The 26,918-nt window shown below is 68.0% G+C and carries 17 protein-coding genes and 1 pseudogene; 11 read left to right on the forward strand and 7 right to left on the reverse strand.

The features are described from left to right. Positions 1-143: 143 nt before the first annotated feature. Positions 144-1,266, forward strand: a pseudogene (locus GGR89_RS22125) (IS3 family transposase). 247 nt (positions 1,267-1,513) lie between these two features. Here the strand turns inward: GGR89_RS22125 and GGR89_RS21345 are convergent. From GGR89_RS21345 to GGR89_RS21355, 3 genes are all read right to left on the reverse strand, one after another. After that, entirely contained in the window at positions 1,514-2,743 is a 1,230-nt protein-coding gene (locus tag GGR89_RS21345) for a serine hydrolase domain-containing protein (RefSeq protein ID WP_241213634.1), read from the reverse strand. Continuing rightward, positions 2,740-5,007 carry a penicillin acylase family protein gene (locus GGR89_RS21350; RefSeq protein WP_241218070.1) on the reverse strand — a complete coding sequence of 756 codons (2,268 nt, stop codon included), beginning with the start codon at positions 5,005-5,007 and terminating at the stop codon, positions 2,740-2,742. The genes GGR89_RS21345 and GGR89_RS21350 overlap by 4 nt, the downstream gene beginning before the upstream one ends. Before the next feature lie 155 nt (positions 5,008-5,162). After that, complete coding sequence (locus GGR89_RS21355; RefSeq protein ID WP_125977869.1) at positions 5,163-8,114, reverse strand: TonB-dependent receptor plug domain-containing protein; 2,952 nt, start codon at positions 8,112-8,114, stop codon at positions 5,163-5,165. A 262-nt stretch (positions 8,115-8,376) separates the two neighbouring features. Between GGR89_RS21355 and GGR89_RS21360 the strand changes: the two genes are divergently transcribed. The 8 genes from GGR89_RS21360 (at position 8,377) to GGR89_RS21395 (ending at position 20,116) form a co-directional block, all read left to right on the forward strand. After that, positions 8,377-10,710 carry a penicillin acylase family protein gene (locus GGR89_RS21360; protein WP_126002744.1) on the forward strand — a complete coding sequence of 778 codons (2,334 nt, stop codon included), beginning with the start codon at positions 8,377-8,379 and terminating at the stop codon, positions 10,708-10,710. Continuing rightward, positions 10,707-12,293, forward strand: coding sequence for an N-acyl-D-amino-acid deacylase family protein (locus tag GGR89_RS21365; protein WP_125977874.1), 1,587 nt, complete (start codon positions 10,707-10,709; stop codon positions 12,291-12,293). The genes GGR89_RS21360 and GGR89_RS21365 overlap by 4 nt, the downstream gene beginning before the upstream one ends. A 70-nt stretch (positions 12,294-12,363) precedes the next feature. Beyond that, positions 12,364-13,410, forward strand: coding sequence for an N-acetyltransferase DgcN (dgcN, locus tag GGR89_RS21370; RefSeq protein WP_125977876.1), 1,047 nt, complete (start codon positions 12,364-12,366; stop codon positions 13,408-13,410). Continuing rightward, on the forward strand, positions 13,368-14,366 hold the full coding sequence (dgcA, locus tag GGR89_RS21375; protein WP_125977878.1) for an N-acetyl-D-Glu racemase DgcA: 999 nt from the start codon (positions 13,368-13,370) through the stop codon (positions 14,364-14,366). Before dgcN ends, dgcA begins: the two co-directional genes overlap by 43 nt. After that, complete coding sequence (locus GGR89_RS21380; protein WP_125977880.1) at positions 14,357-15,607, forward strand: dicarboxylate/amino acid:cation symporter; 1,251 nt, start codon at positions 14,357-14,359, stop codon at positions 15,605-15,607. The genes dgcA and GGR89_RS21380 overlap by 10 nt, the downstream gene beginning before the upstream one ends. Positions 15,608-15,631: 24 nt before the next feature. Next, the gene (locus GGR89_RS21385; protein WP_125977882.1) at positions 15,632-16,516 is read left to right on the forward strand and encodes a LysR family transcriptional regulator; all 885 of its coding nucleotides are present in this window, start codon (positions 15,632-15,634) and stop codon (positions 16,514-16,516) included. After that, positions 16,513-17,934, forward strand: a complete 1,422-nt coding sequence (dacB, locus tag GGR89_RS21390) for a D-alanyl-D-alanine carboxypeptidase/D-alanyl-D-alanine endopeptidase (protein ID WP_125977884.1) — start codon at positions 16,513-16,515, stop codon at positions 17,932-17,934. Before GGR89_RS21385 ends, dacB begins: the two co-directional genes overlap by 4 nt. 85 nt (positions 17,935-18,019) lie before the next feature. Continuing rightward, entirely contained in the window at positions 18,020-20,116 is a 2,097-nt protein-coding gene (locus GGR89_RS21395; protein WP_125977886.1) for an alpha/beta fold hydrolase, read from the forward strand. Here the strand turns inward: GGR89_RS21395 and GGR89_RS21400 are convergent. From GGR89_RS21400 to GGR89_RS21415, 4 genes are read right to left on the reverse strand one after another with little or no spacing between them, the layout of a single operon-like run. Beyond that, the gene (locus GGR89_RS21400; protein ID WP_164521908.1) at positions 20,105-20,248 is read right to left on the reverse strand and encodes a hypothetical protein; all 144 of its coding nucleotides are present in this window, start codon (positions 20,246-20,248) and stop codon (positions 20,105-20,107) included. The genes GGR89_RS21395 and GGR89_RS21400 overlap by 12 nt on opposite strands. Further along, a complete protein-coding gene (locus tag GGR89_RS21405) occupies positions 20,245-21,129 on the reverse strand; it encodes a glucosamine kinase nucleotide-binding domain-containing protein (protein ID WP_125977888.1) in 885 nt (294 codons plus the stop codon). Before GGR89_RS21405 ends, GGR89_RS21400 begins: the two co-directional genes overlap by 4 nt. 12 nt (positions 21,130-21,141) lie before the next feature. Continuing rightward, on the reverse strand, positions 21,142-22,206 hold the full coding sequence (locus GGR89_RS21410; RefSeq protein ID WP_125977890.1) for a beta-N-acetylglucosaminidase domain-containing protein: 1,065 nt from the start codon (positions 22,204-22,206) through the stop codon (positions 21,142-21,144). Then, on the reverse strand, positions 22,197-23,549 hold the full coding sequence (locus GGR89_RS21415; protein ID WP_125977892.1) for a serine hydrolase domain-containing protein: 1,353 nt from the start codon (positions 23,547-23,549) through the stop codon (positions 22,197-22,199). Before GGR89_RS21415 ends, GGR89_RS21410 begins: the two co-directional genes overlap by 10 nt. A gap of 171 nt (positions 23,550-23,720) precedes the next feature. Here GGR89_RS21415 and GGR89_RS21420 point away from each other — a divergent pair, with 171 nt between their 5' ends. Next, the gene (locus GGR89_RS21420) at positions 23,721-25,274 is read left to right on the forward strand and encodes a sodium:solute symporter (RefSeq protein ID WP_125977894.1); all 1,554 of its coding nucleotides are present in this window, start codon (positions 23,721-23,723) and stop codon (positions 25,272-25,274) included. 13 nt (positions 25,275-25,287) lie between these two features. Further along, positions 25,288-26,172, forward strand: coding sequence for an N-acetylmuramic acid 6-phosphate etherase (locus tag GGR89_RS21425; protein ID WP_125977896.1), 885 nt, complete (start codon positions 25,288-25,290; stop codon positions 26,170-26,172). Positions 26,173-26,918 lie beyond the last annotated feature (746 nt).

The raw sequence follows: 26,918 nt of genomic DNA on the forward strand, positions 1-26,918 counted from the left end.
TTCCTGCAAGACGGAGGCGTCACGCCCGGCGCGCTTGTGCCGGTGGCGCACCACGAATATCAAACCGGCGGACTCTCGTTATGACTGCAGGACCAACCGGGGGCAGGTCACTTGGATCCTAATTTTGAGGACAGGAGGCGACGATGGGGAAGCCCAATTTCAGCGATGAATTCAAGCGTGATGCGGTGGCCCAGATTACCGAGCGCGGGTATCCGGTAGCAGAGGTTTCGCAGCGTCTCGGCGTCAGCCAGCACTCGCTGTATTCGTGGAAGCGGCAGCTGACGAAGGCGGGGTCAGGCGATGCCGGCAAGGATGCGGAGATCCGCCAGCTGAAGCGCGAACTGGCCCGGGTGACCGAGGAGCGCGACATCCTAAAAAAAGCCACCGCGTATTTCGCTCGGGATGCAAAGTGAGATACGCGTTCATTGCCGAGCATCGCGATCGGTTTGACGTGCGGGCGATGTGCCGGTGCCTCGCCGTACAGCCAAGTGGTTATTATGCATGGCAGAAGAGCCCGCTGAGCCGGCGGGCTCGGGAAGATGCTCGACAGACGGAGCTGCTCCGGCGGGCGTGGAACGACAGCGGCAAGGTCTATGGCTACCGCAAGCTGCACGACGATCTGCTGGATCACGGCGAGACCTGCTGCCCGAATCGGGTTGCCAGGCTGACCCGGCTGGCGGGCATCAAGGCGCAGATCGGCTACAAGCGCAGGCCCGGCAGCCATGGCGGCAAGCCGTCCCTGGCGGTCGACAACACGCTGGATCGCCAATTCGACGTGGCTGCGCCCGACCAGGCCTGGGTGACAGACATCACGTACATTCGCACCCTGGAAGGCTTCGCCTATCTGGCGGTCGTGATCGACCTGTTTTCCCGCCGCGTGGTCGGTTGGTCGATGCACAGCCGGCAGACCACCGATGTGGTGCTGCAGGCGCTGCACATGGCGGCATGGCGACGCAAGCCGAGGCATCGGGTGTTGATCCACTCGGACCAAGGCTCGCAGTTCACCAGCATGGACTGGGCTGCCTTCCTACGCGCGCACAATCTTGAGCACTCTATGAGCCGCCGCGGCAACTGCCATGACAACGCCGTCGCCGAAAGTTTCTTCTCCTCGCTCAAGCGGGAGCGCATCCGGCGTCGAACGCCCGGCAGGACGTGTTCGATTACATCGAGATGTTCTACAACCCGGTGCGCAAGCAGGTCAGGAACGGGATGCTGTCGCCCGTCCAGTTCGAACGGCAGCAGGTTCTGAAGGCGGAAGGCGTCTAGAAAACTAGGGGCTACTCAGTTATGGCGCGTCACGTCGAGATGGCGCGGAGTGCGGAGGCGCGGTCGAAATGACCGAAATTGCTGATTGTGTTTGACTGGCCGCGCGACGGAAGGAAAGGGAGCAAGCTCTCTTCGACCCGCAGGGTAGACGGTGCGCGTGACGGGTTGCGTCCGATAATCGGGATTGCGTTCGCCCCGGTTTACCGTTGTTGAAGCGTGCGACGTCCGACTCCATCGGCGGCGATCTCTAAGATGCGATCGCCCGCAGGCACGTACGAGGCGGCGAGGCGACGCCGGTCCAGGGTTTTGCCTCGTTGAAGGCACCATCAATCGCCGACAGCACCGCCGTGTGGATTGCTATTCGAGCGTCTGCGATGCGTTTGTTGTCCCGGCTGGGGTTCACCCGGTTGCTCAGCAGGATGATGAAGGCGCCGCGCCGCCGGTCGATATATATGGAGGTTCCGGTGAAGCCGGTATGGATCAGCGCGTCGGGGGAGGCCCGGGGCCCGGCGAAGCTGCCGGCAGCATCGGGCATGTCCCAACCCAGCGCGCGCGAGGTACCCGGTGGATCGGCCTGACGCGTGGTGAAGGCGGCAACGCTCGCCGGCTTCAACAGAGGTTTCCCGCCCCGCAGGTAGAGCGCGGCGAGCTTCGAGAGATCCTGTGCGGTCGAGAACAGCCCGGCATGTCCGGCGACGCCGCCCAGCACATAGGCATTTTCGTCATGCACCACGCCGCGTACCAGCCGGTGTCGAAACACATCGTCCTGTTCTGTCGGCGGAATCCGTGCCAGTTGGCGTGCCGAGGGATTGAAGGCGGTATCCCGCATCTTCAGCGGGAGGAACGCATGGTCGTGCACGAAGCGGTCGAGCGGCATCCCCGACACGTGCTCGACGATTTGGCCCATCAGGATCATGTTCTCGTCGCGATATTGATAGCGCGAACCTGGTTTCCACACGACCGGCATGCGATCGATCAGAGCAAGAAGCTCCTGCCGGTTGCGGCTGTGCTGCCAGAGCAGATCGGTGGTGAACAGACCGGAGCTGTGGCTGAGCAGGTGTCGCACCGTGATCCGCTCGTGTCCGGGCGTGCCGGCAAAGGCCGGAAGATACGCGACCACCGGACGGTCGAGGTCCAGCAGCCCGTGGTCGTAAAGAAGCTCGGCGGCGGTGGTCGTGCCGACCACCTTGGTGAGCGAAGCGAGATCGAAGATTGCATCCTTGGGCATCGGCGGCGCATCGGGCGCGGACGAGATCTTTCCGAAGCTTTGCAATGCCACGAGGCGGCCGCGCATGCCGATCGCGACGACGGCACCGGGAAAGGCCCTGCCGACCCAGGACTGGATCTCGCTGAAGGCTGCAGAGAATCGCTCGGTCGACACGGTGGCGGCTGCGGCGCTTCCGGGTCGCTGGCACAGGTACGCGAGCATCGGCGCAAGGGTGATCGACTGCACGAAGCGGCGCCGTCCGATCTTCATGGGCGCAGTTCCGTCACCTGGCGGACATGCGCGTCGACGGCCCGCCGGCTGAACGGAAACGGCCGCGCTTGGCCGGCCAACCAGGCCGCGTAGCTGTCCCGATAATGGGGGGAGCGGGGATCGATCGACTGGCCCGGCAGCGACAGGACCTGGCTCGCGTCCCAATTGCCGATGTCGCAGACGATCAGGAAGCTCGCGCCGTGGCTGACGGTGCAGTTGCGGGCGGCGACATAGCCGCGCGCCATCACGGTGTAGCCGTCGCCGCCCGATCTGCCGCCCTCGATTGCCGGAACGGCAGCGGCGATCGCAGGCCGGCTCGACAGCGGATGGCGCAGGGCGACACGGTGGGCATCGCCCCAGCGCCAAGCCGCCGGGTCGGCTCCGAATCGGCACTCCGCTGCGTCCCAGGCCCGGCCGAGCGCCGCAGCAAGGAGCGCGTCGCGTGCCGCTTCCGGCTCGGACCCGAGCCGCGCATCGGGGTGCGTGAGCAGCGCGAGCATCGGGCGCGGGTCGATCGACGTGACGAGGTCGCGGGCGGCAGCCGGCACGATCGCGGCCAGGCACGCTGCGCCCAGCTCGATCCAAAGCATCTCGAAAAGGGCCGCGGGGCCGCTGTCGGCGCCAAGACGCGCATCCCAGCCGCGCAGCATCGCCGCCGCCTGCGCCGCCTTGCCCTCGAGATCCCGCGGCAGCAGCGGCAGCAATGCCTGCGCCGGCAGCGAAAGATCGTCGTGCTGCAAGGCCACGCTCTCCTTCAACCCATGCTTCCCAGACTCGCCGAGGACCTGCGCAATCCGATCATAGCGATAGGGTGCGTTCCAGGTGAAGCTCGTCACGCGCTTGTCCGGCGACCAGTCCGGTGGAAGGTTGAACTGGTTGGCCGAGGCGAACCAGCCGCTTTCGGGGTTGCGCAGCGTCGGCATCGCTCCGGTCGGGTGGATACCCTGCCAGTCATAGCGTCCGTCGCCGGGTACGGGCAACAGGCCGTCGTGCCGGGTGCGGATCGGCACATGGCCGAGCAGCCGCCAGCCGATATTGCCGTCGATATCGGCATAATGGAGGTTGGTCGGTGCCACGTGCAGCCGCGCGGCCTGCGCAAGTTCCTCCCAGTTCTTGGCGAGGTTGAGTGCGATGATCGCAAAGGTCATGTTCGCGCCGGGACGCAGCGAGACCGACGCCATCGCCGTGGCGCGGCGCCGGGCAGGGTCGTGCAGCAGCACGGGGCCGTGCTTGGCGGTGCGGAGCGTCACCACCACGTCGGAGGCATCTTTCACGCGGATCGTCTCGGTTGTGGTCGCGAACCGCTTCCATTGGTCTTGGTGGCGATAGCATTCCGGGTCGTCGGGCTTGAGTTCCAGGATGTAGAGGTCTTCCTGGTCGATGTGCGAATTGGTCCGTCCAAAGGCGTAATGGTCAGTATGGCCTTGCATAATCCCGGGCATGCCGGGGCTGCCGGCGCCGATCACGTCGAAGCCCGGCGCGGTCAGGTGGGCGAGGTGGCGCGGCGAGAAGCCGCCGATTCCGAGATGCGGATCATTGGCGAGGATCGGGCGGCCGGTGGCGGAGCGCGCCGCGGAGATCGTCCATGCGTTGCTGCCATGCGCTTCGCGATCAAGCCGATCATAGACCGGGTCGTAGGAAGCGAGCACCGCGTCGTTCCAGGGCAGGGGACCTTCGGTCTCGCCGAGGATGCCCAGATCGGCCTTCGAGACGGCCGCGACATCGAGTCCCTCGGGCAGCCGGGGCTTCCAGTCCCAAGCCAGCGGCGCGGTCAGCGCATCGAGATCCAGCAGCCCGCGCGCCGCCAGCTGCGCTCGGCGGACTTCGTCGGAGCTGCTGCCCATGTCGCCGCTGCGAATGCGCACCAGATCGGCGATGTCCCAGCGCAGCGGCCGCAGCTTCAGCACGCCATATTCGGGCGGCAGCAGCGACGGGTCTGCCTCCAGCTCGGCGATGCGGGCATTGATCCCGTCGACATAGCCACGGGCACAGGCCACCACTTCGGCCGGGAGAGCTGCCAGTTCCGCCTCGACGTCGCCGCGATAGAGCAGCAGGCGGGCGGCGTGGTCATGGGGGACGAACCGCGCGCCGAACGACTCCGCCAGCCTGCCGAGATCACGGCGCAGCTGCAGATCGATCTGGAACAGCCGGTCGCGGGCGACGACATAGCCCTGCCCGAAATAGGCATCCGGAATGGAGGAGGCGCGGATATGCGGCACGCCCCACGCGTCATCGGCAATGGTCACGACGTCCCTTATGCCCATGGCGTTCACCCTTCTCGTGGGTTCGGTGCGCCGGTTCAGCGCCATCGCCGCGCTGCCCCACCCGGCAATGGCGATGGCAGCGCAGGACTGGAGGAGCGCGCGGCGGGGATGGATCGCGTGCAGTCCGGGAGGAGCGCCATCCCCGCGACGCGCGGTCACCGCAGCTCGAACCGGATCCCGACCCGGAATGCCCGGCCCAGCAGGTCGGAATAGGTGCTGTTTGCCGCCAGTCCGGTTTCGGGAAGCAGGATCGGATCGCGATCGAGGAGGTTGGTGACGTTCAGGAACACTTCCCCGCGGGTCCGCTCGCCCTGCGAAATCTTGGCGGTGAGGTTCAGATCGACATAGGCCGCACCCGAGATGTGGTTGTTGTCGATCGTCGGGAATTGCGACACCACGGCCGACGCGCGCCCGACCGGGCAGTCGCCGTTGCACACGATGTAATTGTTGCCATAGGTGCCGCTGCTCACGCCCCGAACGGTGCCGGTGACCGAGAAGCGCTCGGTTTCATAGCTGGCATTGAAGCGATAGATCCATTCGGGCGGGCTGGTGCCGCTCAGCTGCCCGACGACGTCGATCGGCACCACGTTGGGCACGCCGCTGTCGGTGATGTTGTGGATGTAGCGGGTCGCCAGCCCGTGCAGGGTGATCGCGCCGGGCGCCCCGCCGAAGATCCGGTCGAGTTCCACGCGGTAGCTCGCGTCGACGTCGATCCCGCGGACCCATTGCCGGGCGAAGTTGAACGGGCTTGCCCTGAAGAACAATTCGCGGTCGCCGGTCGGGTCCGGCCCATAGGCAGCGCAGAACTCGGTACGGCCCTCGTAGCAGCGATTGATGATGTCCTGCGCGAAGAACTGGCCGATGGCGTCCTTCAGCTTGATGTCGAAGCCGTCTACCGATGCCGAGAAACCGCGGAGGAAGCGGGGCTGGAGCACGACGCCGATATTGACCGAGTCCGCCTTTTCCGGGCGCAGATTGGGGTTGCCTGTGGTGATCTCGCGGAAGGTGACGGTGGTACGGCCGGACGCCGGGTCGGTCAGCGTGTTGGTACGCGACGTGCCCGATTGGAAAAGCTCGCTCAGATTGGGCGCGCGGATGTCGCGCGAACGGGTCGCGCGGAAGCGGATGTCCGGGATCGGCTGCCAGCTGGCACCGACCTTCCATGTCGTGACATAGCCCGAGGTCGAATAGTCGGTGGCGCGCACGGCACCGTTGAACTCGATTCCCAGGCCGAGCGGGACGACCGTCTCGAGATAGGCTTCCTTGACGTTGTAGCTGCCGAAGGTCGGCAGGAAATTGCCGACGGACCAGCCGGTCTGATAGTCGGTCGGCACATAGCCGGAGACCGACTCCCGCCGATACTCACCGCCCACCGCGATGCTGACGTCGCCCGCCCAGGTAGCGAACGGCGTCAGCGAGAGATTGGCGCCGGCCACGGTCTGCTTCAGCCTCTGGTCGCGATAGGGATCGCCCAGCACGTAGTCGATCGCCGCCTGGCTCGTCACGCCGATGCCCAGGCGATTGAGCGGGACGCAGCCATTGGTCGGTGCGGTGAGCGATGACCGGCACACGATCGTTCCCGCCGCAACGCCGAGGGCATTGCCTGCCGGCGCGGACACGGCATCGGTCGCATTGGCCATGCGCGTGGTGTTCATGATGTCGCGAAGCTGCTCGTGCGCGTTGGTCTCGCCATATTGGCCGTAGACGTTCCAGATCGCCTTCCTGCCGAACGCCTGGAACTCCCCCTCTGCGCCGATCGCGTACCGCTGCACGTCGCGGGTGCTGTTGTTCTTGCGATAGGGCAGGTCGACGGCGGTAGTGCCGATCGTCACTGAAGTGACGGCAGCCCGCTCTGCCGGGGTGATGAGCCCGGCAGAAACGGCGTTGGCCAGCGCGGTCTGCAAATAGGGATTGGCGGCGCTGAGAGTTGTGCTGGTTGTCAATTGCGGACCAGCGTTGAACAGCGTCTTCTGCCAGTTGTACGATGCTTCCGCGAACAGCGAGATGCCGCTGCCGACGTCGTAGCTCACGCGACCGAACACGCCTCGCCGATCGTCATCCGTATCGAGGCCGATGTTGCGGCCTTGGTCGTTGAGCTGCCAGTCGCCGCCCTGAGTGAGCGAGGGGGCAGTGGCGCCGCCGACTGCGGGGAAGGTGAGCGCGCCGTACTGAAACTGGCCCGCCGCGCCGCCATTGCCGAAATAGATGCCGCGCAACCTGTTCGCGACACCGCCGCTCGAGTTGAGGATGATGCCACCCGGCGTCGCGTTGGCGACGCCGACCGGCTGGCGGATGAGATATTGCGGCTGGCCGTTGGTGTTGGTGTAGTTGGGATTGGTTATCCGAACGACGCCGCGCGCATTCCAGTCGCGGTCGACTTGGAAGATGCCGTCGCGATGCGCCCATTCGCCGCTGAGCAGGACATGGCCGCGTCCATCACTGCCGAATGCGGTGCCGCCCGCGAGGCTGAACGAATAGTTGGCGCCGTCTCCATGGCCGGTGATGCCGCTGTCCGCCGACGCCTTGATACCCTGAAACTTCTTGTCGAGGATGAAGTTGACGACGCCCGCCACGGCATCCGAGCCATAGGCGGCGGAAGCGCCCCCGGTCACGATTTCGACGCTCTTCACCAGTGCCTGGGGGAAAGTGTTTACGTCGACCAGCCCGGTGACGCTAGATCCGACGGTCCGGCGCCCGTCGAGCAGCACCAGCGTCCGGATCTCGCCCAGGCCGCGCAGATTGAGCGCATTGATGCCGGCAAGGCCGGAACTGATCGCCAGTCGCGAGTTGGAGGGCCGCGTGGAACCGGCCAGCGCCGGCAGCTGGTTGACGAAGTCCGCGATGTTGTTGGTCGGCGAGGTGTTGCGGATATCTTCCTGGGTCGCGACCGTCAGCGGCGTCGGCGATTGGAAGCCGTTGCGCAGGATGCGCGAACCGGTCACGATCAGTTCGTCGGTCGAGACATTCTGCGCCTCGCCCTGCGCCTGGGGGGCCGCACTACCGCTTGGGCCATCGGTTTGCGCGAATGCGGGATTTGCCAACGCGATCGACAAAGCGGTCAACCCCGTTCCGGTCGAAAATAGCCGGCGCCATGATCCGTCGGTCATCTGCAATCCCCCTGTATCTGATGTTTCTGGAGCGTGATTTCCTGCGGACGGTCATGTTCTTGTCGCTGATCCGTGCTCTAGGCGATGGTGCAGGGCGAAGGCGAAGCAGGTCAAGGCTCCCGCGACAATCGTTCGTTGGGTGTGCCATAGCCTTGGATTATGGTGCGATTGCACCCGCGCGCGGTCGCTTTATGCTCCCTGAACGCGCCACGCCTGCCCATTCGAGGAGCGTGTCGCCGCGTGGCTTGCTCGAGGGGACATCATGGTCGATCGCCGCAGCTTCCTGTTCGGCGCCACCGCTTTCGGTGCAACGCTGCCGGTGCGTGCGATCGCGTGGCCGGGCGATACCTCCTCCTCGACGGTTGCCGGGCTTTCGCGAGCGATTGAGATTGTCGACGATCGCTGGGGGGTGCCGCACATCCGCGCAGCGACCAAGGTGGATGCGTTTTTCGGTCAGGGCTATGTCGTCGCGCGCGATCGGCTGTTTCAGATCGATTTCGGGCATCGCCGCGCCATGGGACGGATGGCGGAAGTGTTCGGTGCCGATTTCGCCGAACATGATGCGGCCGCGCGCCTCTTCCATTATCGCGGCGATCTCGATGCGGAGCTGGCGCAGGTCCCCCCGTCAGTGCTGGCGTGCGTGCGGGGCTATGTCGCCGGGATCAACGCGCGCATCGCGGAGGTGGAGCGGGATCCGACATTGTTGCCGCTGGAATACCGCATCCTAGGCGTGATGCCGCTGCGCTGGGACCTGCGCGACTTGGTGTTGGCAAGGGGCGGTTCGGTCGGCAATATCGACGACGAGATCCGCCGTGCGCGGCTCGCGGCAATGGGGTTGCTCGACCTTGACCGTCTGGTCGCACCGCTGCGCCCCGAAATCGCGATGGCGGTGCCCGAGGGACTGGACAGCGCCCAGGTGAGCGAGGCCGACATGGGCGTGCTCCGGCTGGGGGCGTTGCCGTTCGGGCGGGAGACCCCGACCCAGGACCCAGACGAGCTGCTGAGCGCCGCCAATGCGGGATCGAACGCCTGGACGGTGGCGCGCAGCCGCACCGCCACCGGCCGTCCGATCCTGGCCAATGACCCGCATCTCGGCATAGGTGGGTTCGGGCCGCGCCATGTCGCGCACCTCAGCGCCCCAGGCCTCGACGTGATCGGCGGTGGCGCGCCGGGGCTGGCGGGGATCATGCAGGGGCATACCGATCGCTTCGCCTTCGGCCGCACCAATTTCCACATCGACCAGGAAGACCTGTTCGTGCTGGAGCTCCACCCGGAGGACCCCGAGCGCTACCGCCATGACGGCGGCTGGAAACGCTTCACGCGCGTGGAGGTCGATATCGAGGTGAAGGGCGCCGCCCCGCACCGGGCGATATTGCGCTACGCTGCGCAGGGCCCTGTGATCGCGCATGATTTCGGTCGAAGGCGCGCCACGTCGCTGGCGTCGGTGGGGATGCAGCCGGGCGGGTCGGGCGCCTTTTCCATGGTGGCGATCAACCTTGCGCGCGATTGGGCCGGGCTGCGCGAGGCGTTCAAGCTGCACCCGTCGCCGACCAACTTCCATTATGCCGATGTTCGCGGCCATCACGGCCGGCAGGTGATCGGCTTCTGGCCGCAGCGCAAGCGCGGCAACGGGCTGCTGCCGGTACCGGGCGACGGCCGCTACGACTGGACAGGGATGCGCGACTTTCGCGCATTGCCGAGCGATTATGACCCCCCCGCAGGCTGGTTCGCCTCCGCCAATCAGAACAACCTGCCACGCAGCTGGCCGGTCGAGCGGAGCCCGGCCTTCTCGTTCCGCGACCCCGCGCGCTACGATCGCATCGCGCAGGTGCTGTCGACGCAGACGCGGCACAGCATCGCCGACAGCGTGGCGCTGCAGCACGACACGCTGTCGCTGCTCGCCCGGCGCTTCCAGGCGATGCTGCCCGTCCGGCCCTCGGCCGAGGCCGCTGCCGCCACCGCGATGCTGGCGCGCTGGGACGCGAGGATCGAAGGCGCGAGCAGCGCCGCGGCGTTGTACGAAATCGTGCTCCGCGCGCTGAACGCGCGGATGCTTGCCGCGCTGGTACCGGAGCGCGCCCGCGACCTGATCCCGGCGATAGAACCGCCCGAATTGCTGCGTGTCGCGGCGAGCCGCCCGGACCTGGTCGACGCCGCACTCGCCGCTGGCTGGGCAGACGCCGTGAAGTTGCTCGGCAGCGACCCAGCGACGTGGCGGTGGGACGCGCTGCACCGCGTGCGCATCACTCATCCGCTGGCGCGCATACCGGCGATCGCGGCGGCCTTCCCGCCGATCGAGGCTGGCGGATCGGGCGGGGACAGCTTCACGGTGATGGCGCGTTGGCTGGGAAACGGACCGGACTGGCGGGTCGGCGGTGGGGCCAGCTATCTGGAAGTCATCGACGTCGGCGACTGGGACCGTTCGGTCTTGCTCAACCTGCCGGGCCAGTCGAACGATCCGCGCTCACCCCATCGGCAGGACCAGGTTGCCCCCTGGGCCACCGGCACGATGCAGCCCATGCCGTTCAGCCGTGCCGCGGTCGACGCGGTGGCGGTAACTGTCACCCGTCTCCAACCCGATAGGAGCCCGCGATGAAGCGCCTTGTCCTGACCGCCCTTGTCTGGTGCGCCGCCACTGCGTCGAGCGTACCGCGCGTCGATGTCGTGATCCGCGGCGGCACCATCTATACGGGCGCGGAGGCGCCGCCCTTCGTCGGCGACGTCGAGCTCGAAGGCGATCGGATCGTCTATGTCGGACGCGCGCGCGGCACGGCCGCGGCCAAGGTAATCGATGCGCGCGGGATGATCGTCGCACCCGGCCTGATCGACGCCCATACCCATCCGGATAGCTATATCCGCTCATCGGATCCGAAGGCCCGGCTCAATCTGCCGTGGCTGGCACAAGGCGTTTCGACGGTGGTCATCGGTGTCGACGGCTACGGGACGTTCGAGGTGTCCAAGGATTCACACGCGCTGGAGGCGAGCGGCATCGGCACAAACATCGTGCCGTTCGTCGGCTTCGGGTCGATCCGTCAGCACGTGCTCGGCCAGGATGCCCGCGCGCCGACATCGGCGGAGCTGTCGGAGGAGAAGCGCCTGGCGGCAGCCGCGATGTGCGAAGGGGCCTATGGCCTCTCGACCGGATTGTTCTACCCGCCGCAGAGCTTCGCCAAGACCGAGGAAGTGGCCGCGGTCGCCGGCGAGGCGGGCAAGCGCGGTGGCATGTACGACACCCACCAGCGCGACGAATCCAACTATGCCATCGGGCTGCTCGCCTCGACCCGCGAAGCGATCGAGATCGGTCGCATTGCCGGCACCCCGGTCCATTTCGCGCATCTGAAGGCGCTGGGGGTTCCCGTGCAGGGGCAGGCGCCGGCGCTGATCGCCACGATCGAGGCGGCGCGCCGCGCCGGCCAGATCGTGACTGCCGACCAATATCCCTGGCTCGCCTCGGGCTCGAGCGTCGATGCCGCGCTGGTGCCGAGTTGGGCAATGGACGGCGGGTATGCCAAGCTGCTCGCGCGGTTCGACGATCCGCCGACGCTGGTGCGGCTGAAGACCGAGATGGCGGAAAATCTGCGTCGCCGCGGCGGCGCGGAGTCGCTGCTGCTGACCGCGCAGGGGCAGCCCTGGAGCGGCAAGACGCTGGCGCAGATCGCCACCCAGTGGCAGCTTTCGCCGATCGGTGCGGCGATCCGGATCCTGCGCACGCCCGATGCGGCGGGCACCGGCCCGGCGGGCACCGACGTCGCCAGCTTCAACATGATCGACCGCGATGTCGACCTGATCATGAAGCAGCGCTGGGTGGTGACCTCGTCGGACGGATCGAACGGCCATCCGCGCCAATATGCGACCTTCCCGCGGCTCTATCGCACCTATGTCCGCGATCGGAAGGTGATCGGCCTCGGTCAGTTCATCCGCCGCTCGACGGGCGCGACGGCCGACATGTACCAGATCCCGCAGCGCGGCTATCTGCGGCGGGGCTATTATGCCGATGTCGTGGTGCTGGATCCCAAACGCTACGCACCGCGCGCCGATTACCTGCATCCGCGCGTCACCAGCGTGGGCGTCGCGGCGCTGTTCGTCAACGGGCGGCTGGCGCTGTCTGACGGCGCGGCGACGGGGATCGCCGCAGGGCGGGCGCTGCTGCGGCCCCGGCCCGCGGGCTGCGGCCAATAGCCGCGCGTTATAGGCGGTGGTGCGAGCGCGATTGGCGGCGCGCGCACCGCCGCTCCATCATGTCCGCATCATGACCATTCCCGCTCCCTACCTGCTCTATCTCGGCCATTCCGATGACGAGATCGGCCTCAAGACCTCACGCGGCCTGGCCGCTTTCCGCCAGCACGATTGCGTGGGCGAGTGGCGGCATGACGATTGCCCCTTCACCCTCGGCCTGCCGCGGATGGACGCTGCGGCCGGTTATGCCGCCGGTGCACGGACGCTGGTGCTGGGCATCGCCAACCCCGGGGGACGCTTCCCCGACTGGTTGATCGGCGATGCGCTGACCGCCATCCGTGCCGGCCTGAACCTCGCCTGCGGCCTGCACCAGCGGCTGTGCGACGTGCCCGAGCTGGTCGCGGCGGCAGCGGCGGCGGGCGTTTCCCTGTTCGACGTGCGCGACGCGCCCGAGACCCTGCCGGTCGGGAATGGACGCCGGCGTCCCGGCAACCGCCTGCTGACCGTCGGCACCGATTGCTCGGTCGGCAAGATGTACGCGACCTTGTGCCTGAGAGATGCGCTGCGCGCGCGGGGCATCGCGGCGGATTTCCGGGCAACCGGCCAGACCGGCATCCTGATCGCCGGCGAGGGCGTGCCGCTCGACGCGGTGATCGCGGACTTCATCGCCGGCGCGATCGAGACGCTGGCGCCGGCGCGCGACGATGATGGCTGGGACCTCATCGAAGGCCAGGGTTCGTTGTTCCATCCGGCATTTGCGGGGGTCTCGACGGGACTGCTCCACGGGGCGCAGCCGACCGCGCTCGTGCTCTGCCACGATCCGCTGCGGCCGCACATGCGGGGCTTGCCGCATTATTCGATGCCGGGTCTGGCCGAGTGCCTGGAGGCCAATCTCCGTGTTGCCAAGCTGACCAGCCCGGACGTGCGCGCCGTGGGCATCGCGCTCAACACCGCCAAGCTGGACGAGGCGTCCGCGCGACGTCTCTGCGCCGAGACCGCGGACGCGCTGGGCTTGCCCTGCACCGACCCCTATCGCTTCGGCGCCGAGCCGATCATCGACCTGTTGCTGGAGCCTGCATGCGCCGCATCCTCGCCGTTCGCCACGACCGCTTCCCGCTGAGGACCCCGTTTCGCATCGCGCGGGGGGTGAAGACCGCCGCCGATGTGGTGACGGTGACGATCGAGGAAAGTGGCGTGCAAGGCTGGGGCGAGGGCGTGCCCTATCCGCGCTATGGCGAGACGATCGAGGGCGCGATCGCCGAGATCGAAGGGGTGCGCGGGCTCATCGAGGGCGGCGGGACGCGCGCGGACCTCGCTGCGGCGATGCGGGCGGGCGCCGCGCGCAACGCGGTCGATTGCGCGCTCTGGGACCTGGAGGCCAGGCTGGCGAAGACAAGCGTTGCCGCGCTTGCCGGTGTCGCGCCGGTCGGGGCGCTTGCATCGGCGATCACCATCGGCATCGACACGCCTGCGGCGATGGTCGCCGCTGCGCGCGCCGCCGCGACGGTGCCACTGCTCAAGATCAAGGTGGATCGCGCCGGGGCGGCTGAGCAGATCGCCGCCGTCCGCGCCGTCGCGCCCGCGCCGCGGCTGATCGTCGATCCCAATGAAAGCTGGCGGGTGGAGGATCTTGCCGATCGCCTGGCGATGCTGCGCGCGCACCGCGTCGACCTGCTCGAACAGCCGGTGCCGGCAGGCGAAGACCCCGGGCTGGGTGCCCTGGCCGGTGCGATCCCGATCTGCGCAGACGAGGCGCTGCATACCCGCGCCGATCTGGACCGGCTTGCCGGGCGGTACAGCCATGTCAACGTCAAGCTCGACAAGACCGGCGGCTTGACCGAAGCTCTCGCACTGGCGGCAGAGGCGAAGGCACGAGGGTTCGGCGTGATGGTGGGGTGCATGGTGTGTTCGTCGCTGGGAATTGCGCCGGCGATGTTGGTGGCGGGAGACGCGGCGTTCGTTGACCTCGATGGTCCGCTCTGGCTCGCGCAGGACCGGCCCCGCGGCGCGCGCGACGACGGCGGCATCCTGAAAGCGCCCGAGCCCGGCTTCTGGGGAACGCCCGCTTGCGCCTGATCCGTCGATGGTTCGCGATACCCTTGTGGCAGCGGGTGGTCGGCGGGTTGCTGCTGGGCCTGGCGCTGGGACTGTTGTGGCCCGAGGCCGCCGGCGCGATCCGGCTGGTCGGCGAACTGTTCGTCCGGCTGATCAAGATGCTGGTGGTCCCCGTGGTGCTGATCACCATCGCGGCAGGGATCGCCACGCTGGGCGATCCACGCCGTCTGGGGTCGATCGGCTTGCGGACGGTAGGCCTGTTCGCGGCCACCACCCTCGTCGCCGTCTCGATCGGCATGGCCATCGGGCTGGCGCTGCGGCCTGGCGCAGGCATGTCGCTGGGCGGGGTGGTGCCGCATCCGCTGGGGCCGCCGGTCACGCCGGCGGACCAGCTGCTGTCGATCGTGCCGCTCAACATTGTTGAGGCGCTGGCGAAGGGCGACATGCTCGCGATCATCTTCGTGGCGGTGCTGCTCGGCACCGGCAGCGTGATGGCCGGCGAGGCAGGGAAACCGGTCGTTGCGCTGCTGCAGGGCCTGTCGACGGTATTGCTGCATATCGTTCGCGCGGTGATGGAACTGACGCCCTTCGGCGTGCTGGCGCTGATCGCCCAGGCGGTGGCGGTGAACGGAGCGGCGGTCTTCGTCCATGTCGGCTGGCTGGCGCTGGCGGTGGTGCTCGCCTCGCTGGTCCAGATGCTGGTCGTTCATGCCGCGTTGATCGGGCTGGTCGCGCGGCTGCCGGTGATCCGATTCTTCCGTGGCATCGCAGACGCGCTGATCGTCGCCTTCTCCACCGCCTCCTCCTCGGCGACGCTGCCGGTCGCGCTGCGGGTTGCGCAGGATAATCTGGGGATATCGCGCGGTGTCGCCTCCACGGTGCTGCCGCTCGGCGCGTCGATCGGCAAGGACGGCACGGCGATGTATGTCGGGCTGCTCGGCCAGTTCGCGTTGCAGGCACTGGGCATCGTGTCGGACACGACGATGCTGGTGACCATGCTGCTGACCGGCGCGCTGGCGGCGTTCGGCACCGCACCGGTGCCTTCCGCTTCGCTGTTCATGCTGGCGGCGATGCTCTCGGCCATCGGCGTGGGGGCGGAGCAGACCGCGCTGGTGGTGGGGCTGGTATTGCCGTTCGATCGTCTGCTCGACATGACCCGGACTGTGCCGTCCGCCTCCGCCAACCTGGCAGTGGCGACGCTGGTCGCCCGGGGTGAAGGAGAACTGGACGCCGTGCGCTTTCGCGGGCCGGTGGTCGAATAGAGGCGGGGGCGCTAGGCTGCATCCATGAACCTGCGCCACATCGAGATTTTCCACGCCGTATATGTGAACGGGTCGGTTTCCGCGGCCGCCCGCGCGCTCAACGTCTCGCAGCCTTCGGTGTCCAAGACGCTCCGCCATGCCGAGAGCCTGCTCGGCTTCGAATTGTTCCAGCGCTCCAACGGGCGATTGCTGCCGACCGAGGATGCGCATGCGCTGTTCGCCGATGTGGCCGATATTCAGGACCGGGTCCGTGCGCTGCGCGAGGCGGGGCGGAACCTGCGGATCGGGGCGGGAACGACGCTGCGCATCTCGGCGCTGCCCAGCCTCGGCCTCGGCGTGCTGCCGGACGCGGTATCGCGCTTCCTGGCGCGACGGCCCAATGTCCGCTTCGATCTCCAGACGGTGCATCACGACGATCTGCTCCGCAAACTCTATGAGCGGGAAAGCGATATCGCCATCGCCAGCGAGCCGCCGCGCGGGGTGGCGCTCACCCATAGCTGGCTGGGCGAGGGCGAGTTGGTGGTCCTGTACCGCGAGCGCGACATGCCGGGCGCACCGCCACGACTGGAATTGTCGCAGCTCGTCGGGCGGCCGCTGATCTCGCTCAAAGGGAGTGGGCCGATCGGCAAGCTGCTGTCCGAGGAGATCGACCGCCTCGGGCTTGTGCTCGACGAAGTGGTGGTGGCGCGAACCTTCTACATCGCGGCGGCACTGGTGCGCGCGGGGGTGGGGCTGGCGATCGTCGACAATTTTACGGCGGCGGCGTCGATGGTGCCGGGCCTGGCCATGCGGCCCCTGCGCCCGTCCGTCACGTTCGACGTCCATGCCATCCATCTGCTCGATCGGCCGCCCTCGGCGCTCGCCGCCGAGTTCCTGACCCTGCTGAGCGAGGAGATCGAGCGGCGATGATGTGGAGCCTGATGCTGCCCCTGTTGCTGGCCGGTGCGCCGGCCGATGCGCCGCTGCCGCCGGCCGTCGCGGAAGCGCTGGCAAAGGCGCCGCCGGGCACGCGGATCGGGCTCGTCGTGGTGGATGCCGCCGGCCGCGAGATCGTCGCGCTACGGCCGGACGAGCGCTTCGTTCCCGCCTCGAACACCAAGCTGTTCACCACCGCTGCCGCCTTCGCGACGCTGGACGTGGCGGCGCCGGACGGTGCGGGGGGCGCGACGGTACGGCTTGAGGGACGCGGTACGCCGACGGTGGTCCTGGCGGGTCACGGCGATGCCCGCCTCTCTTCGGCGCCCGATTGTCGCGTCGACTGCCTGGCCGATCTGGCTGCGGCGGTCGCCCGGCGGACGCGGGCGGTGCGCGACGTGGTCGGCGACGACAGCGCCTTTCCGGACGAGCGCTGGCCGCTGGGGATGAGCTGGAACAACATGGAAGGCGTGTATGGCACCGGCATTTCGGCGCTGACGCTGGACGACAATGTCGTGACGCTGACGGTCCGCCCGGCCGCGGAGGGAACGGCGCCGGGGATTACCAGCGACGGCTATTACCGGATCGAGAATGTCGCGACGACCGGTGCGGGCGGCAGCCCGAAAACGCTTACGGTGGAGCGCATGCCCGGCAGCGACCTGCTGCGGCTGACCGGCAGCATCGCGGCCGGAACTTCGCCGGTGGTGCTGGCCATGGGCGTGGAAGATCCGGCACACCGCGCGGCGTGGCGCTTTGCGCAGCTGTTGCGGGCGGCGGGCGTACGGGTGGCGGGGCACGTCACCGTGCGTCACCGACCCTTGGCGCACGCGGAAGATCCTGCACTAAGCGGAGCGATACCCGCGGCAGCGGTGCCTGCGCCCGCGCTGGAACGCCTCACGCCGCCGCCGCTCGCCGAAGATCTGCGGCTGACCAACAAGACGAGCCAGAACCTCCATGCCGAGCTGCTGCTGCGCCGGCTCGGGTCGAGCGGCGCGGTTGCGGACGGCCATGCCGTGGTGGATGCGCTGCTGGCGCGTGCCGGCATCGCTCGTACCAGCTATGATTTCGCCGATGGCGCCGGCATGTCGAGCTACAACCGAGTGACCCCGCGCGCGACGGTGGCGTTGCTGCGCTGGGCGGAGACACAGCCCTGGGGGGCGGCGTGGCGCGCCACCTTTCCCGTAGCTGCGACCGACGGGACGCTTGCCCGTAGGTTCGTCGGTACGCCGCTGGCCGGACGCCTCTGGGCGAAGACCGGCACGCTCAACGCCGCCAACGCGCTGGCAGGACAGATGAGGACCGCGAGCGGGCGGACGCTGACCTTTGCGGCCTATGCCAACGACATGCCCGGCGGAGCGAGCGCGACGGCGGTGATCGACGCGGCGCTCGTCGCGATCGCGGCGGCCTATTGAGCCGGTGCCCGCATAACCCGGCGATAGGCGAGCCATAGCCTCCAGGCATCTGGCCGCTGCGGCATCCTCCGCGCATAGTTCGGGCATGTCGAGATGCCATGGTCCCCTTCGCCGCTTCCTCCGATCCGCGCTGCTGATCGGGCCAGCGCTGCTCGTCATGGGGGCGGCGGCCCAGTCGCGGCCCGATCATCGCCCGGCGATCGCGCGATTGCTGGCGCTGCCGATGGCGGTGGGGCTGACCGGGGCACGCGATCGGCCGGTGTTCGCCTGGGTCGAGCTCCGCGCCGGTGTCCGCAACATCTGGCTTTTGCCTGCCCCTGGACAGTCGCCGCGTCGCCTGACCGACCGCACTATCGATGACGGCGTGGATCTGCACAGCCTGGCGCTCAACCGTGACGGCACGCGGATCGCTTGGACCCAGGGGGGCGATGCCGAGTTCCCCGATCTGCCGCCGCCTAACAGCGGCCATGCAGCGAGGGGCGGCAGCCAGAGCGTCTGGGTGCGCGCCACCGCCACCGGCGGGGCAGCGCGGTCGCTGGGGGAGGGCCATGCGCCGGTGTTCTCGCCCGATGGCGAGCGCGTGGCCTTTGTTGTAGGCGGCACGCTGCTGCTGGCATCGGCGGCGGACGGGCCCGCGGCGAAGCTCGCGCAATTGCCCGGCAAGATCGAGGATCTGTCCTGGGCGCCGGACGGCAAGCGCCTGCTCTTCGTCAGCCGACGCGGCGATCACGGATTGATCGCACTGTTCGACCTCGCCGACGGCACGCTCAGCTATCCCGATCCGGGGATGACACAGGATGTCTCGCCGATCTTCTCGCCAGACGGCGCTTCGATCGCCTTCATCCGCACCGTCACGCCGCCCTTCGGCGCCACCGGCACCGAAGCATCCTATTGGAGCATACGGATTGTCGATCTCGCGACGGGCCTGGCGCGGACCGCCTGGCGCGCGGGGGCGGGGGCAGGTGGCGACTATTACGGCACCCGTACCGCCAATCTGCTCTGGAGCGCGGACGATCGGCTGCTCTTTCCCTCCGAAGCGAGCGGCTGGGTGCATGTGCTGGCGGTCCCGGCGCGGGGCGGCACGGCCATCGACCTTACGCCGGGCGAGGCCGAGGTCGAGAATTTCACGTTGTCCGTCGACCGCCGCACGCTGATCTATGCCGGCAACCAGGGCGATCTGGAACGACGGCATGTCTGGCAGCAGCCGCTCGCCGGGGGACGCGCGCGGCAATGGACGCCTGGCGACGGGATCGAGGGGTTCCCGACCGTTGCTGGCAACGCCCTGGCGGTGGTGGTGAGCGACGTTCGCCGCCCGCCGCATGTCGCGCTGGTCGCGGGGGCGGGCGTGGTGACGCCGTTGGGAGCGTACAGCGATCCCGCCGAGACCCGCGATTTCGTCGCGCCCCAGCCGGTGCGTTTCACGGCCGAGGACGGCGTGACCGTCCACGCCACCCTGTTCCGCGCGCGTCGTGGGGGCAACGGGCAGCATCCGGCGCTGATCTTCCTCCACGGCGGTCCGCGGCGCCAGATGCTGCCGGCATTCCACCTCATGCCCTATTACGCCAGTGCCTATCTGCTCAACCAGCACCTCGCCATGGATGGCTTCGACGTGCTGGCGATCAACTATCGCAGCGGCACGGGCTATGGCCGCGCCTTCCGCGAGGCTGCGGAAACCGGGCGGGAAGGCGCCAGCGAGTATCGCGACGTGCTGGCTGCCGCGCGCTGGCTGGCCGCGCGGAGGGATATCGACCCGCATCGGATCGGGCTGTGGGGCGGCAGCTGGGGCGGATATCTGACCGCGCTGGGGCTGGCGCGTGACAGCGCGATGTTTGCCGCCGGCGTCGATCTCCACGGCGTCCACGATCTGGTCCGCGCGCCGCCGCCGATGCTGCCGCCCGCCGAGCAGGACCGCTGGCGCGCGATGGCCTGGCAATCCTCGCCGGCAGCAGCGATCGATCGCTGGCGATCGCCGGTGCTGCTCGTCCATGGCGATGATGATCGCAACGTCGATTTCGCCCAATCGGTGCGGCTGGCGGCGGCGCTGACTGCCCGGGGCGTGCCGCTGGAGACGCTGATGCTGCCCGACGAGCGGCACGAATTCTTCCGCTATCAAAGCTGGGTGCAGGCCTATGCCGCGACCGACGGCTTCCTCGATCGCACGCTTGGCGGCTCAGCCCCGTAACAGCGCAAGGGCGTTGGAGGCGAGCAGGGGCGGCGAAGGCGGCGACGGCTGCAGCGCCTTCGCGGTGGCCTTGGCTTGGGGGGACAAGGCGGCGATGCCGGCGCCGACCAGGAACTGGCGACGTTCGATCATGGCTGGTTCTCCGCTGGCCGGGCGGGCAGGCCCGCCAGATAGAGTGCGCCGCTCAGCGCGTCGCCCAGGGGTTCGCTGAGCCGCGCCACGGTGCGGGCACGCAGCCATGGTCGCATCTTGGCCGAGAGGCCGCCGAGCAGCGCGCAGCGTGCGGCGCCGCGTTCGAAGATCGTCTCGATGAAGCGCTCGATATGGCCGACCGCGTCCTCGACGATCGAGCGGGCGATGGCGTCGTCGGCTTCGGCATGGTCCATCACCAGCGGCGCGAAGCTGCCATAGTCGCGCGGGGTGGCCTGATCCATCCACGCGACGGCGCGCGCGGTATCGTGGCCGAAGCGCTCGGTAACGGCGGTGCTGAGCGGCGTCGCGCGGCTCCGGCCATCCAGGGCACGCAGCGCGTGGCGCATCGCGCTCAGCCCCAGTGCGGCACCGCTGCCTTCGTCCGAAATCGGGAAGCCATAGCCGCCGATCCGGAAATTCTGCCCGCGCACCCGCACCTGCGCAACGCTGCCGGTGCCGATGATCAAGACCGCGCCGTCCCCGCCGCCATGCGCGCCCAGATTGGCAATGGCGGCATCGGTATCGAACACCGTCGACGCGAAGGGGAAGGCGAGGTCGTCCAGCGCGGCGCGGACACCCGGCCGCGAGATGCCGGCGATGCCCATCGCGGCGCGGATGCCCGCGACCTGCGCCGCGTCGAGCCCCGCCGTGCCGATTGCCCGCTCGGTCACCTCCCGCAGCGTGGCATAGAGTGCGGCTAGTCCCAGCCCGGCATTGGCGGGACCGGCCTGGGCGGTAGCAAGCACCCGGCCGGTGGCATCTACCAGGCGGCAGCGGCAGTTGCTGCCGCCCGCATCCACGCCGAGGAAGAATTGCGTCATCCCGATCCTCCGCTACTGCGTCTGCACTTCTTCCAGCGTCGTCCGGAAGCGGCCGTCCAGCCAGGCAGTGATCTCGCGTGCCGCCGGATGGTCGATCGCCCCGTAGCGCTCGCGCAGCTCGGCGAAGCGCGGGCCGAGACTGTCGAGGCCGGTGTCCTGCAGGGGCAGGATGTCGCGCCGGAGCACCGTCGCCAATTCGCTGCCGAGCACGGTGGTGGCAGCTTCGAGGAACGCCGCGCCATAGGCATAGCGGCTGCCCTCGCGGTAGCTGGCTGCGAGCGTCAGCGCCGGAATACAGGACAGGATCGGCTGCGAGGCGGGGTTGATCGCGTGACCGCTGAGGTGACGGCGGATCGCGGCGGGCCGGCCGGTAAAGGCGCGAAGGTGCAGGAATTGCGACATGCGCACGCCGTCATTGACCGGATAATTGTCCCACAGGCACACCTTGCGGCCGAGTTCCTCCTGCACGCGCCTGAGGTGGGCGACGCCGATTTCGCGCGACACGACTTCCTCGCCCGTCCAGTAGACGCGCACCTGGCGATCCAGATAGCGCCCAAGGTCCGGCAGATATGCCGGTGGCCGCTTGCCCCAGGCGCGCTCGAGAATGGGGTCGTCCGAATAGAAGCTGGGACAGAAGAACACCTGGCCGGCGCGGCTGTTATTCGCGCAGAAATCGACCAGTTCGGCCTGCCCGCGGGCCAGATCGGGCAACTCGGCGGGGAGGTCGTCGAACAGGATGGCGAGGTCGTCGATCCCCAGCGCATCGAGCTGCCGGAGCTTCTGCTTCAGCGCGGCACGCGATTCGTCGCCGAACGGGTGGGTGCTTCCCACCGGGGTGAGCGCCACGCCGAAGCGGACGTTGCGCGCCCTGCATTCGGCGGCGAAAGCAGCCAGTGCGGCGAACTGCTCGGGCGGGTGCGGCTCGCGCCAGCGGCGGCGCAGGAACGGGTCCGCCTTGGGGCCATAATGGTAGAAGCGATAGCCGGCGCCCGCCAAGGTGCGCAGGACGGTGGTGCGGTCCGGCCAGCTCCAGGGCTTGCCGAAAAAGCCCTCGATAACGCCCAGATTTACCGCCATGCCTGCCCCTTCCCGTGCTCGACGCCTTCCCGCGTCACCGCGTCCACGGCCCCCCGCAACACTACCTCCCGCAGCGCATCCAGCGCGGGATAGGCTTCGCGGTCCGGCCGGTGCAGCCGATTGGTGAGCAAGACCACCGTCAGGCCCAGGTCCGGGGAGAAGGCGAACCAGGTGCCGGTGAAGCCCGAATGGCCGTAAAAGGGCGCGGCGATCCCGCTGAGCCGCGTCTTGTGGAAGCCCAGGGCCTGGTCGGGATCAAAGGGGGCCTGCTCGAAGGCGGCGATCGTCTCGGCAGGCGCGAGCCGCCAGCGCCCGTAGCAGCCACCGTTCAGCAAGGCCTGCGCATAGCGGGCGAGGTCGGTCGCGGTCGAGAACAGCCCGGCATGGCCCGCTACGCCGCCCCAGCCAAGCCAGGCGTTCGCGTCGTTCGCCTCGCCGACCAGCATGGTGCTGCGATATGCGGAAAAGGGCTGGGCGGCGGGGAAGGGCGCGGCCGGGTAGGGCTTGCCGGTCTCCGCCATGCGCCGCTGATACCCATCCCCCTGCGACGTCGCCGCGGCGCGCCGACGCAGCGCCGGTGCGGGCAGGAAGCCGGTGTCGACCATATCGAGCGGGCGGTAGATCTGCTCGCGGACATAGCGGTCCAAGGGCATCCCGGCGGCCTTGCCGACGATCGCGCCGAGCAGCATGAAGCCGAGATCGGAATAGGCGAAGCGCGTTTCCACCGGATAGCGCCGCGGCAGCGCCGCCAGATAGGGCAGCACCCGGCCCGATGCGTCGCGGTGCAGCCAGGTCGGCTGCCATTCCCAGAGGCCGGCCCGGTGCGTGAGCAACTGGCGCACCGTGACGTCTGCCTTGTCGGTGGTCCGGAACTCCGGCAACAGCGCGCCGAGGCGATCGTCGAGCGACAGCCTGCCGGTGCCGACGAGGTGCAGGACCGCGGCCGTGGTCGCCTCGATCTTGGTGATCGACGCCATGTCGAAGAGCGTGTCGACGGTCATCGCCCGCGGCGTCGCCAGCGTCCGCAACCCGCCGTCGGGCGTCGATGCCAGCGTCTGGGCGGCGCCGAATGCCGCGCGATGCACGATCCGCCCCCGGGCCGCGACCAGGAGCACGGCGCCAGGATAGAGCGCGCCGACGCCCTTCTGCACCGCCTCGTCCAGATGCACGAAGCGGATGTCTTGAGGCCCGGAGGAGGGCTCTTGCAGCGTGGGGCAGGCAGGCGCCGCGCGTGCCGGTGCCGGGATCGGCGCAAGCGCGGCCGCGCATGCGACCAGCCACGCCGTCGCGAGACGCGCGGGGAAATGGTCCTTGCACCGCCTGCGGATCTTCAAGCCCTCCATCCTCCCAGCCATAGCATGGAGCCGGGTGGCTACCCATTCCACCATGGCGGGCTGCCATAACGGTCGGCCATGGGCCACGCTTTACAGGGCTCGGATGGATGTGCGACCCGTCGTGGCATGCGGAGGCCGCTGGGCCGGCGGATACACCCTTCAGCGTGGGTTGCGACGACGATGGCTCTCTCCTTCACCCTTGCGGACTGGATCGTGATCGCGGCCTATTTCGCGGTGCTGCTGATCGGCGGCTGGGTGTTCATGCCGCGCCGGACCGAAAATGCGCGCGAGTATTTCCTCGCCGGCGGCACCGTTCCCGCTTGGCTTGCCGCGGTGTCGGTCCTGTCCGCGACCCAGTCCGCAGCGACCTTTCTCGGTGCGCCCGATTATGGCTACAGGGGGGATTACAGCTATCTCGGCTCCAATCTGGGCGTATTGCTCGGGGCGATCTTCGTCGCGCGCGTGCTGATCCCGCGCTTCTATGCCGCGCGGGTGACGACCGCCTATGAACTGCTCACCCGGCGCTTCAGCATGCGTGCGACCCGTTGGGCCGGCGGCATGTTCCTGGTCGGACGCATCTTCGCGGGTGGCGCGCGCATCTATCTCGCCGCGATCGCCATCGCGATGGTCGCGACGATGACGGTGAGCGCGACGAGCATCCTGTGCGCGGCCGCCGCACTGGTCGCCGCCAGCTTCCTGTTCACCTTCGTCGGAGGGCTCCGCTCGGTCCTGTGGAACGACCTCGTGCAGTTCGTCATCTATCTGGGGTCGGCGATCGCGGTGCTGGTGTTCCTGCGGCTGTCCATCCCCGCCTCCAATGCCGAGATCCTGCAGGGCCTGGCGTATACGCCGGAGGGGATCAACAAGCTGCGCCTGTTCGACCTCTCGACAAGCCTGGACAGGCCCTTCTCGCTGCTCGCCATCGTCACCGGGGTGACGCTGCTGCACACCGCCTCAGCGGGGATGGACCAGGACATGACGCAGCGGCTGCTCGCCTGCCGCGATGCGCGCACCGGCGCGCGCGGCCTGTATCTGTCCGTGCTGGCGACCGTCCCGGTGGTGGCGCTGTTCGTCACCATCGGCCTGCTGCTCTATGTGTTCTACGATCGGCCCGATCTGATGCGCGGCGCCACGGCGCAGGCCGGCCAGCAGTTCGGCGGCGAGAAGATCAGCATCTTCATGCACTACATCCTTACCGAAGTACCGCCCGGGCTGCGCGGGCTGGTCACCGTGGGCATCACCGCGGCGGCGGTGGCGACGACCAATTCGGCGCTCAACGCCATGTCATCGGTGTTGATCCAGGACTTTTATCGTCCCTGGCGCGAGGCGCAGCGCGGCGCGTCGGACCGTCACTACGTCATCGCCGGGCGCGTGGGCATGGGGCTGATCGGGCTGGCCATGCTGACGATGGCGGTGGCATCCTATTTCTGGCAGCACCATTCGAACATGGGGCTGCTGGAATTCGCGTTGCAGGTGATGGTGTTTGCCTATGCCGGGCTGCTCGGAGTCTATTTTGCCGCCGTGTTCACCGCGCGCGGGACGACGGGCTCGGTGATTGCCGCATTGCTTGCCGGCTTCGTCGTGGTCTCGCTGCTCCAGCCCGCGATCGCCCGCGCGGCCGGACTCCCGGCGGCGCTGACGGGCCTCGCGTTCCCCTTCCAGCTCTGCATCGGCACGCTTGTCGCGTTCCTCGTGTGCATCGCATCCCCTTCTCCCACCGCCGTCGCCTCCTGAAGGACGCAGCGCCATGGCAACCGAAGCGATCGATCCCCGCTATCAAGACCTCGACCAATGGCCGACCGCGATTGCGGTGGAGGCGATGGTCGAAGGCCAACTGGCGGCAATTGCCAGCCTGCGGAGCCTGGCCACCCCCATCGCCGAGGCGGCGGAGGCGGCGGCACGGCGGCTCGGGGAGACGGGGCGTCTGGTCTATGTCGGCGCCGGCACCTCCGGGCGGATCGCGGTGCAGGACGGCGTCGAGCTGTATCCGACCTTCAACTGGCCGCGCGCGCGGGTGGCATTCCTCATGGCCGGGGGCATGCGCGCGCTCACCGAAGCGGCCGAGGGTGCCGAAGACGATGCCGAGGCGGGTGCGCGGGCGATCGACGATGCCGGGCTGCAGGCAGCGGACGTGGTGTTCGGCCTGGCGGCGAGCGGCCGCACGCCCTTCACCGTCGCGGCGATACGCGCGGCGCGGGCGGCGGGCGCGCTGACGATCGGCATCGCCAACAATCCGGCGACGCCCCTGCTGGCGGCGGCAGAGCATCCCATCGCCGCGGATACGGGAGCGGAGATCGTCGCCGGTTCCACCAGGATGAAGGCGGGCACCGCGCAAAAGGCGATACTGAATCTTCTGTCGACCGCGATCATGCTGCGGAAGGGGTTGGTCTATCGCGGGCGGATGGTGAACATGCGCGTCTCGAATGCGAAGTTGCTGGTGCGCGGTCAGCGCATGGTAGCGGACTTAGCCGATACCGACATGGATACTGCCGACGCGGCGCTTGCCCGCGCCCACGGCGATATCAAACTCGGTGTTCTTGTTGCCTTGGGCATGAGTCTGGCCCAGGCGAGAGCCCTCTTGATAGTGAATGACATGAACCTTCGCGCGGCGCTCCAAGCACTTTGTAAATAATGACGACGGCATGGCGTTCTACGCAAATTCAAAATTTCTCGAATCAAATATTGCTACTCTAGATGCATTGATCATATGGGCGCGCAACGCAGAACGATAGCTCGATGCTTCAGCCGGAGCGGTGAGACGTGCAAGTATCCGAAGGTGACTTCATTGGCGATCGTGCGCACCCAATTTGTGACCCTGCGGTTGCCTTTAAATAACCTCAAGGTATTGGTAATGAAATAGAAGTTATCTGCAATAATTCTCTGGTAACACCAGAAGTGCCGTCAGTTCTCGGCTCCGTTTTGTCTCGATGAGCGAGGAAGGGGTCAAGGTTTCAGACAGGAACCAAGAGGCAAGCTCAAGAATCGTCGCGAGGGGGGGTAGGAATCTCCGTCGAATTGACTATGCCGCGCTGAACTTCGGTTCGCGGCTGCTCCCGACCAACGTGCGCCGTTCGCCGATCGGTCCTCGCACGGCAGATCCCGCCAGAGACAGCCATTCGCCCAGCTGCAGCCTCCGACAGCAGTGTGCTCACCAATGTGGTCATTAGTCAGGGTTGCCCGTCCCCGAACGCAGACGTTAGAGGTAACCGGCGCAACGTATATGGTCTCTGCCCAACTGTCCCCAAAAGGTAGGTCGTGGAATGTTATGCGCATGTTTGCCGGGGTGAACCGCGCCGGGTTTGCCGGAGGCCATTAGATGTGAGTCACGCCGCCATAACGATCTGCTCAGCGGCAGCATAGTAGTTCGCTTCGGCTTCG

Origin of the sequence: Sphingomonas trueperi, assembly GCF_011927635.1 — a bacterium.
Taxonomy (GTDB): domain Bacteria; phylum Pseudomonadota; class Alphaproteobacteria; order Sphingomonadales; family Sphingomonadaceae; genus Sphingomonas; species Sphingomonas trueperi.

Coding starts and splice junctions, on each gene's coding strand:
- GGR89_RS21345 (WP_241213634.1), bottom strand. CDS start 2,743: ATGAAGATCGGACGGCGCCGCTTCGTGCAGTCGATCACCCTTGCGCCG.
- GGR89_RS21350 (WP_241218070.1), bottom strand. CDS start 5,007: ATGGGCATAAGGGACGTCGTGACCATTGCCGATGACGCGTGGGGCGTG.
- GGR89_RS21355 (WP_125977869.1), bottom strand. CDS start 8,114: ATGACCGACGGATCATGGCGCCGGCTATTTTCGACCGGAACGGGGTTG.
- GGR89_RS21360 (WP_126002744.1), top strand. CDS start 8,377: ATGGTCGATCGCCGCAGCTTCCTGTTCGGCGCCACCGCTTTCGGTGCA.
- GGR89_RS21365 (WP_125977874.1), top strand. CDS start 10,707: ATGAAGCGCCTTGTCCTGACCGCCCTTGTCTGGTGCGCCGCCACTGCG.
- dgcN (WP_125977876.1), top strand. CDS start 12,364: ATGACCATTCCCGCTCCCTACCTGCTCTATCTCGGCCATTCCGATGAC.
- dgcA (WP_125977878.1), top strand. CDS start 13,368: ATGCGCCGCATCCTCGCCGTTCGCCACGACCGCTTCCCGCTGAGGACC.
- GGR89_RS21385 (WP_125977882.1), top strand. CDS start 15,632: ATGAACCTGCGCCACATCGAGATTTTCCACGCCGTATATGTGAACGGG.
- dacB (WP_125977884.1), top strand. CDS start 16,513: ATGATGTGGAGCCTGATGCTGCCCCTGTTGCTGGCCGGTGCGCCGGCC.
- GGR89_RS21395 (WP_125977886.1), top strand. CDS start 18,020: ATGTCGAGATGCCATGGTCCCCTTCGCCGCTTCCTCCGATCCGCGCTG.
- GGR89_RS21400 (WP_164521908.1), bottom strand. CDS start 20,248: ATGATCGAACGTCGCCAGTTCCTGGTCGGCGCCGGCATCGCCGCCTTG.
- GGR89_RS21405 (WP_125977888.1), bottom strand. CDS start 21,129: ATGACGCAATTCTTCCTCGGCGTGGATGCGGGCGGCAGCAACTGCCGC.
- GGR89_RS21410 (WP_125977890.1), bottom strand. CDS start 22,206: ATGGCGGTAAATCTGGGCGTTATCGAGGGCTTTTTCGGCAAGCCCTGG.
- GGR89_RS21415 (WP_125977892.1), bottom strand. CDS start 23,549: ATGGAGGGCTTGAAGATCCGCAGGCGGTGCAAGGACCATTTCCCCGCG.
- GGR89_RS21420 (WP_125977894.1), top strand. CDS start 23,721: ATGGCTCTCTCCTTCACCCTTGCGGACTGGATCGTGATCGCGGCCTAT.
- GGR89_RS21425 (WP_125977896.1), top strand. CDS start 25,288: ATGGCAACCGAAGCGATCGATCCCCGCTATCAAGACCTCGACCAATGG.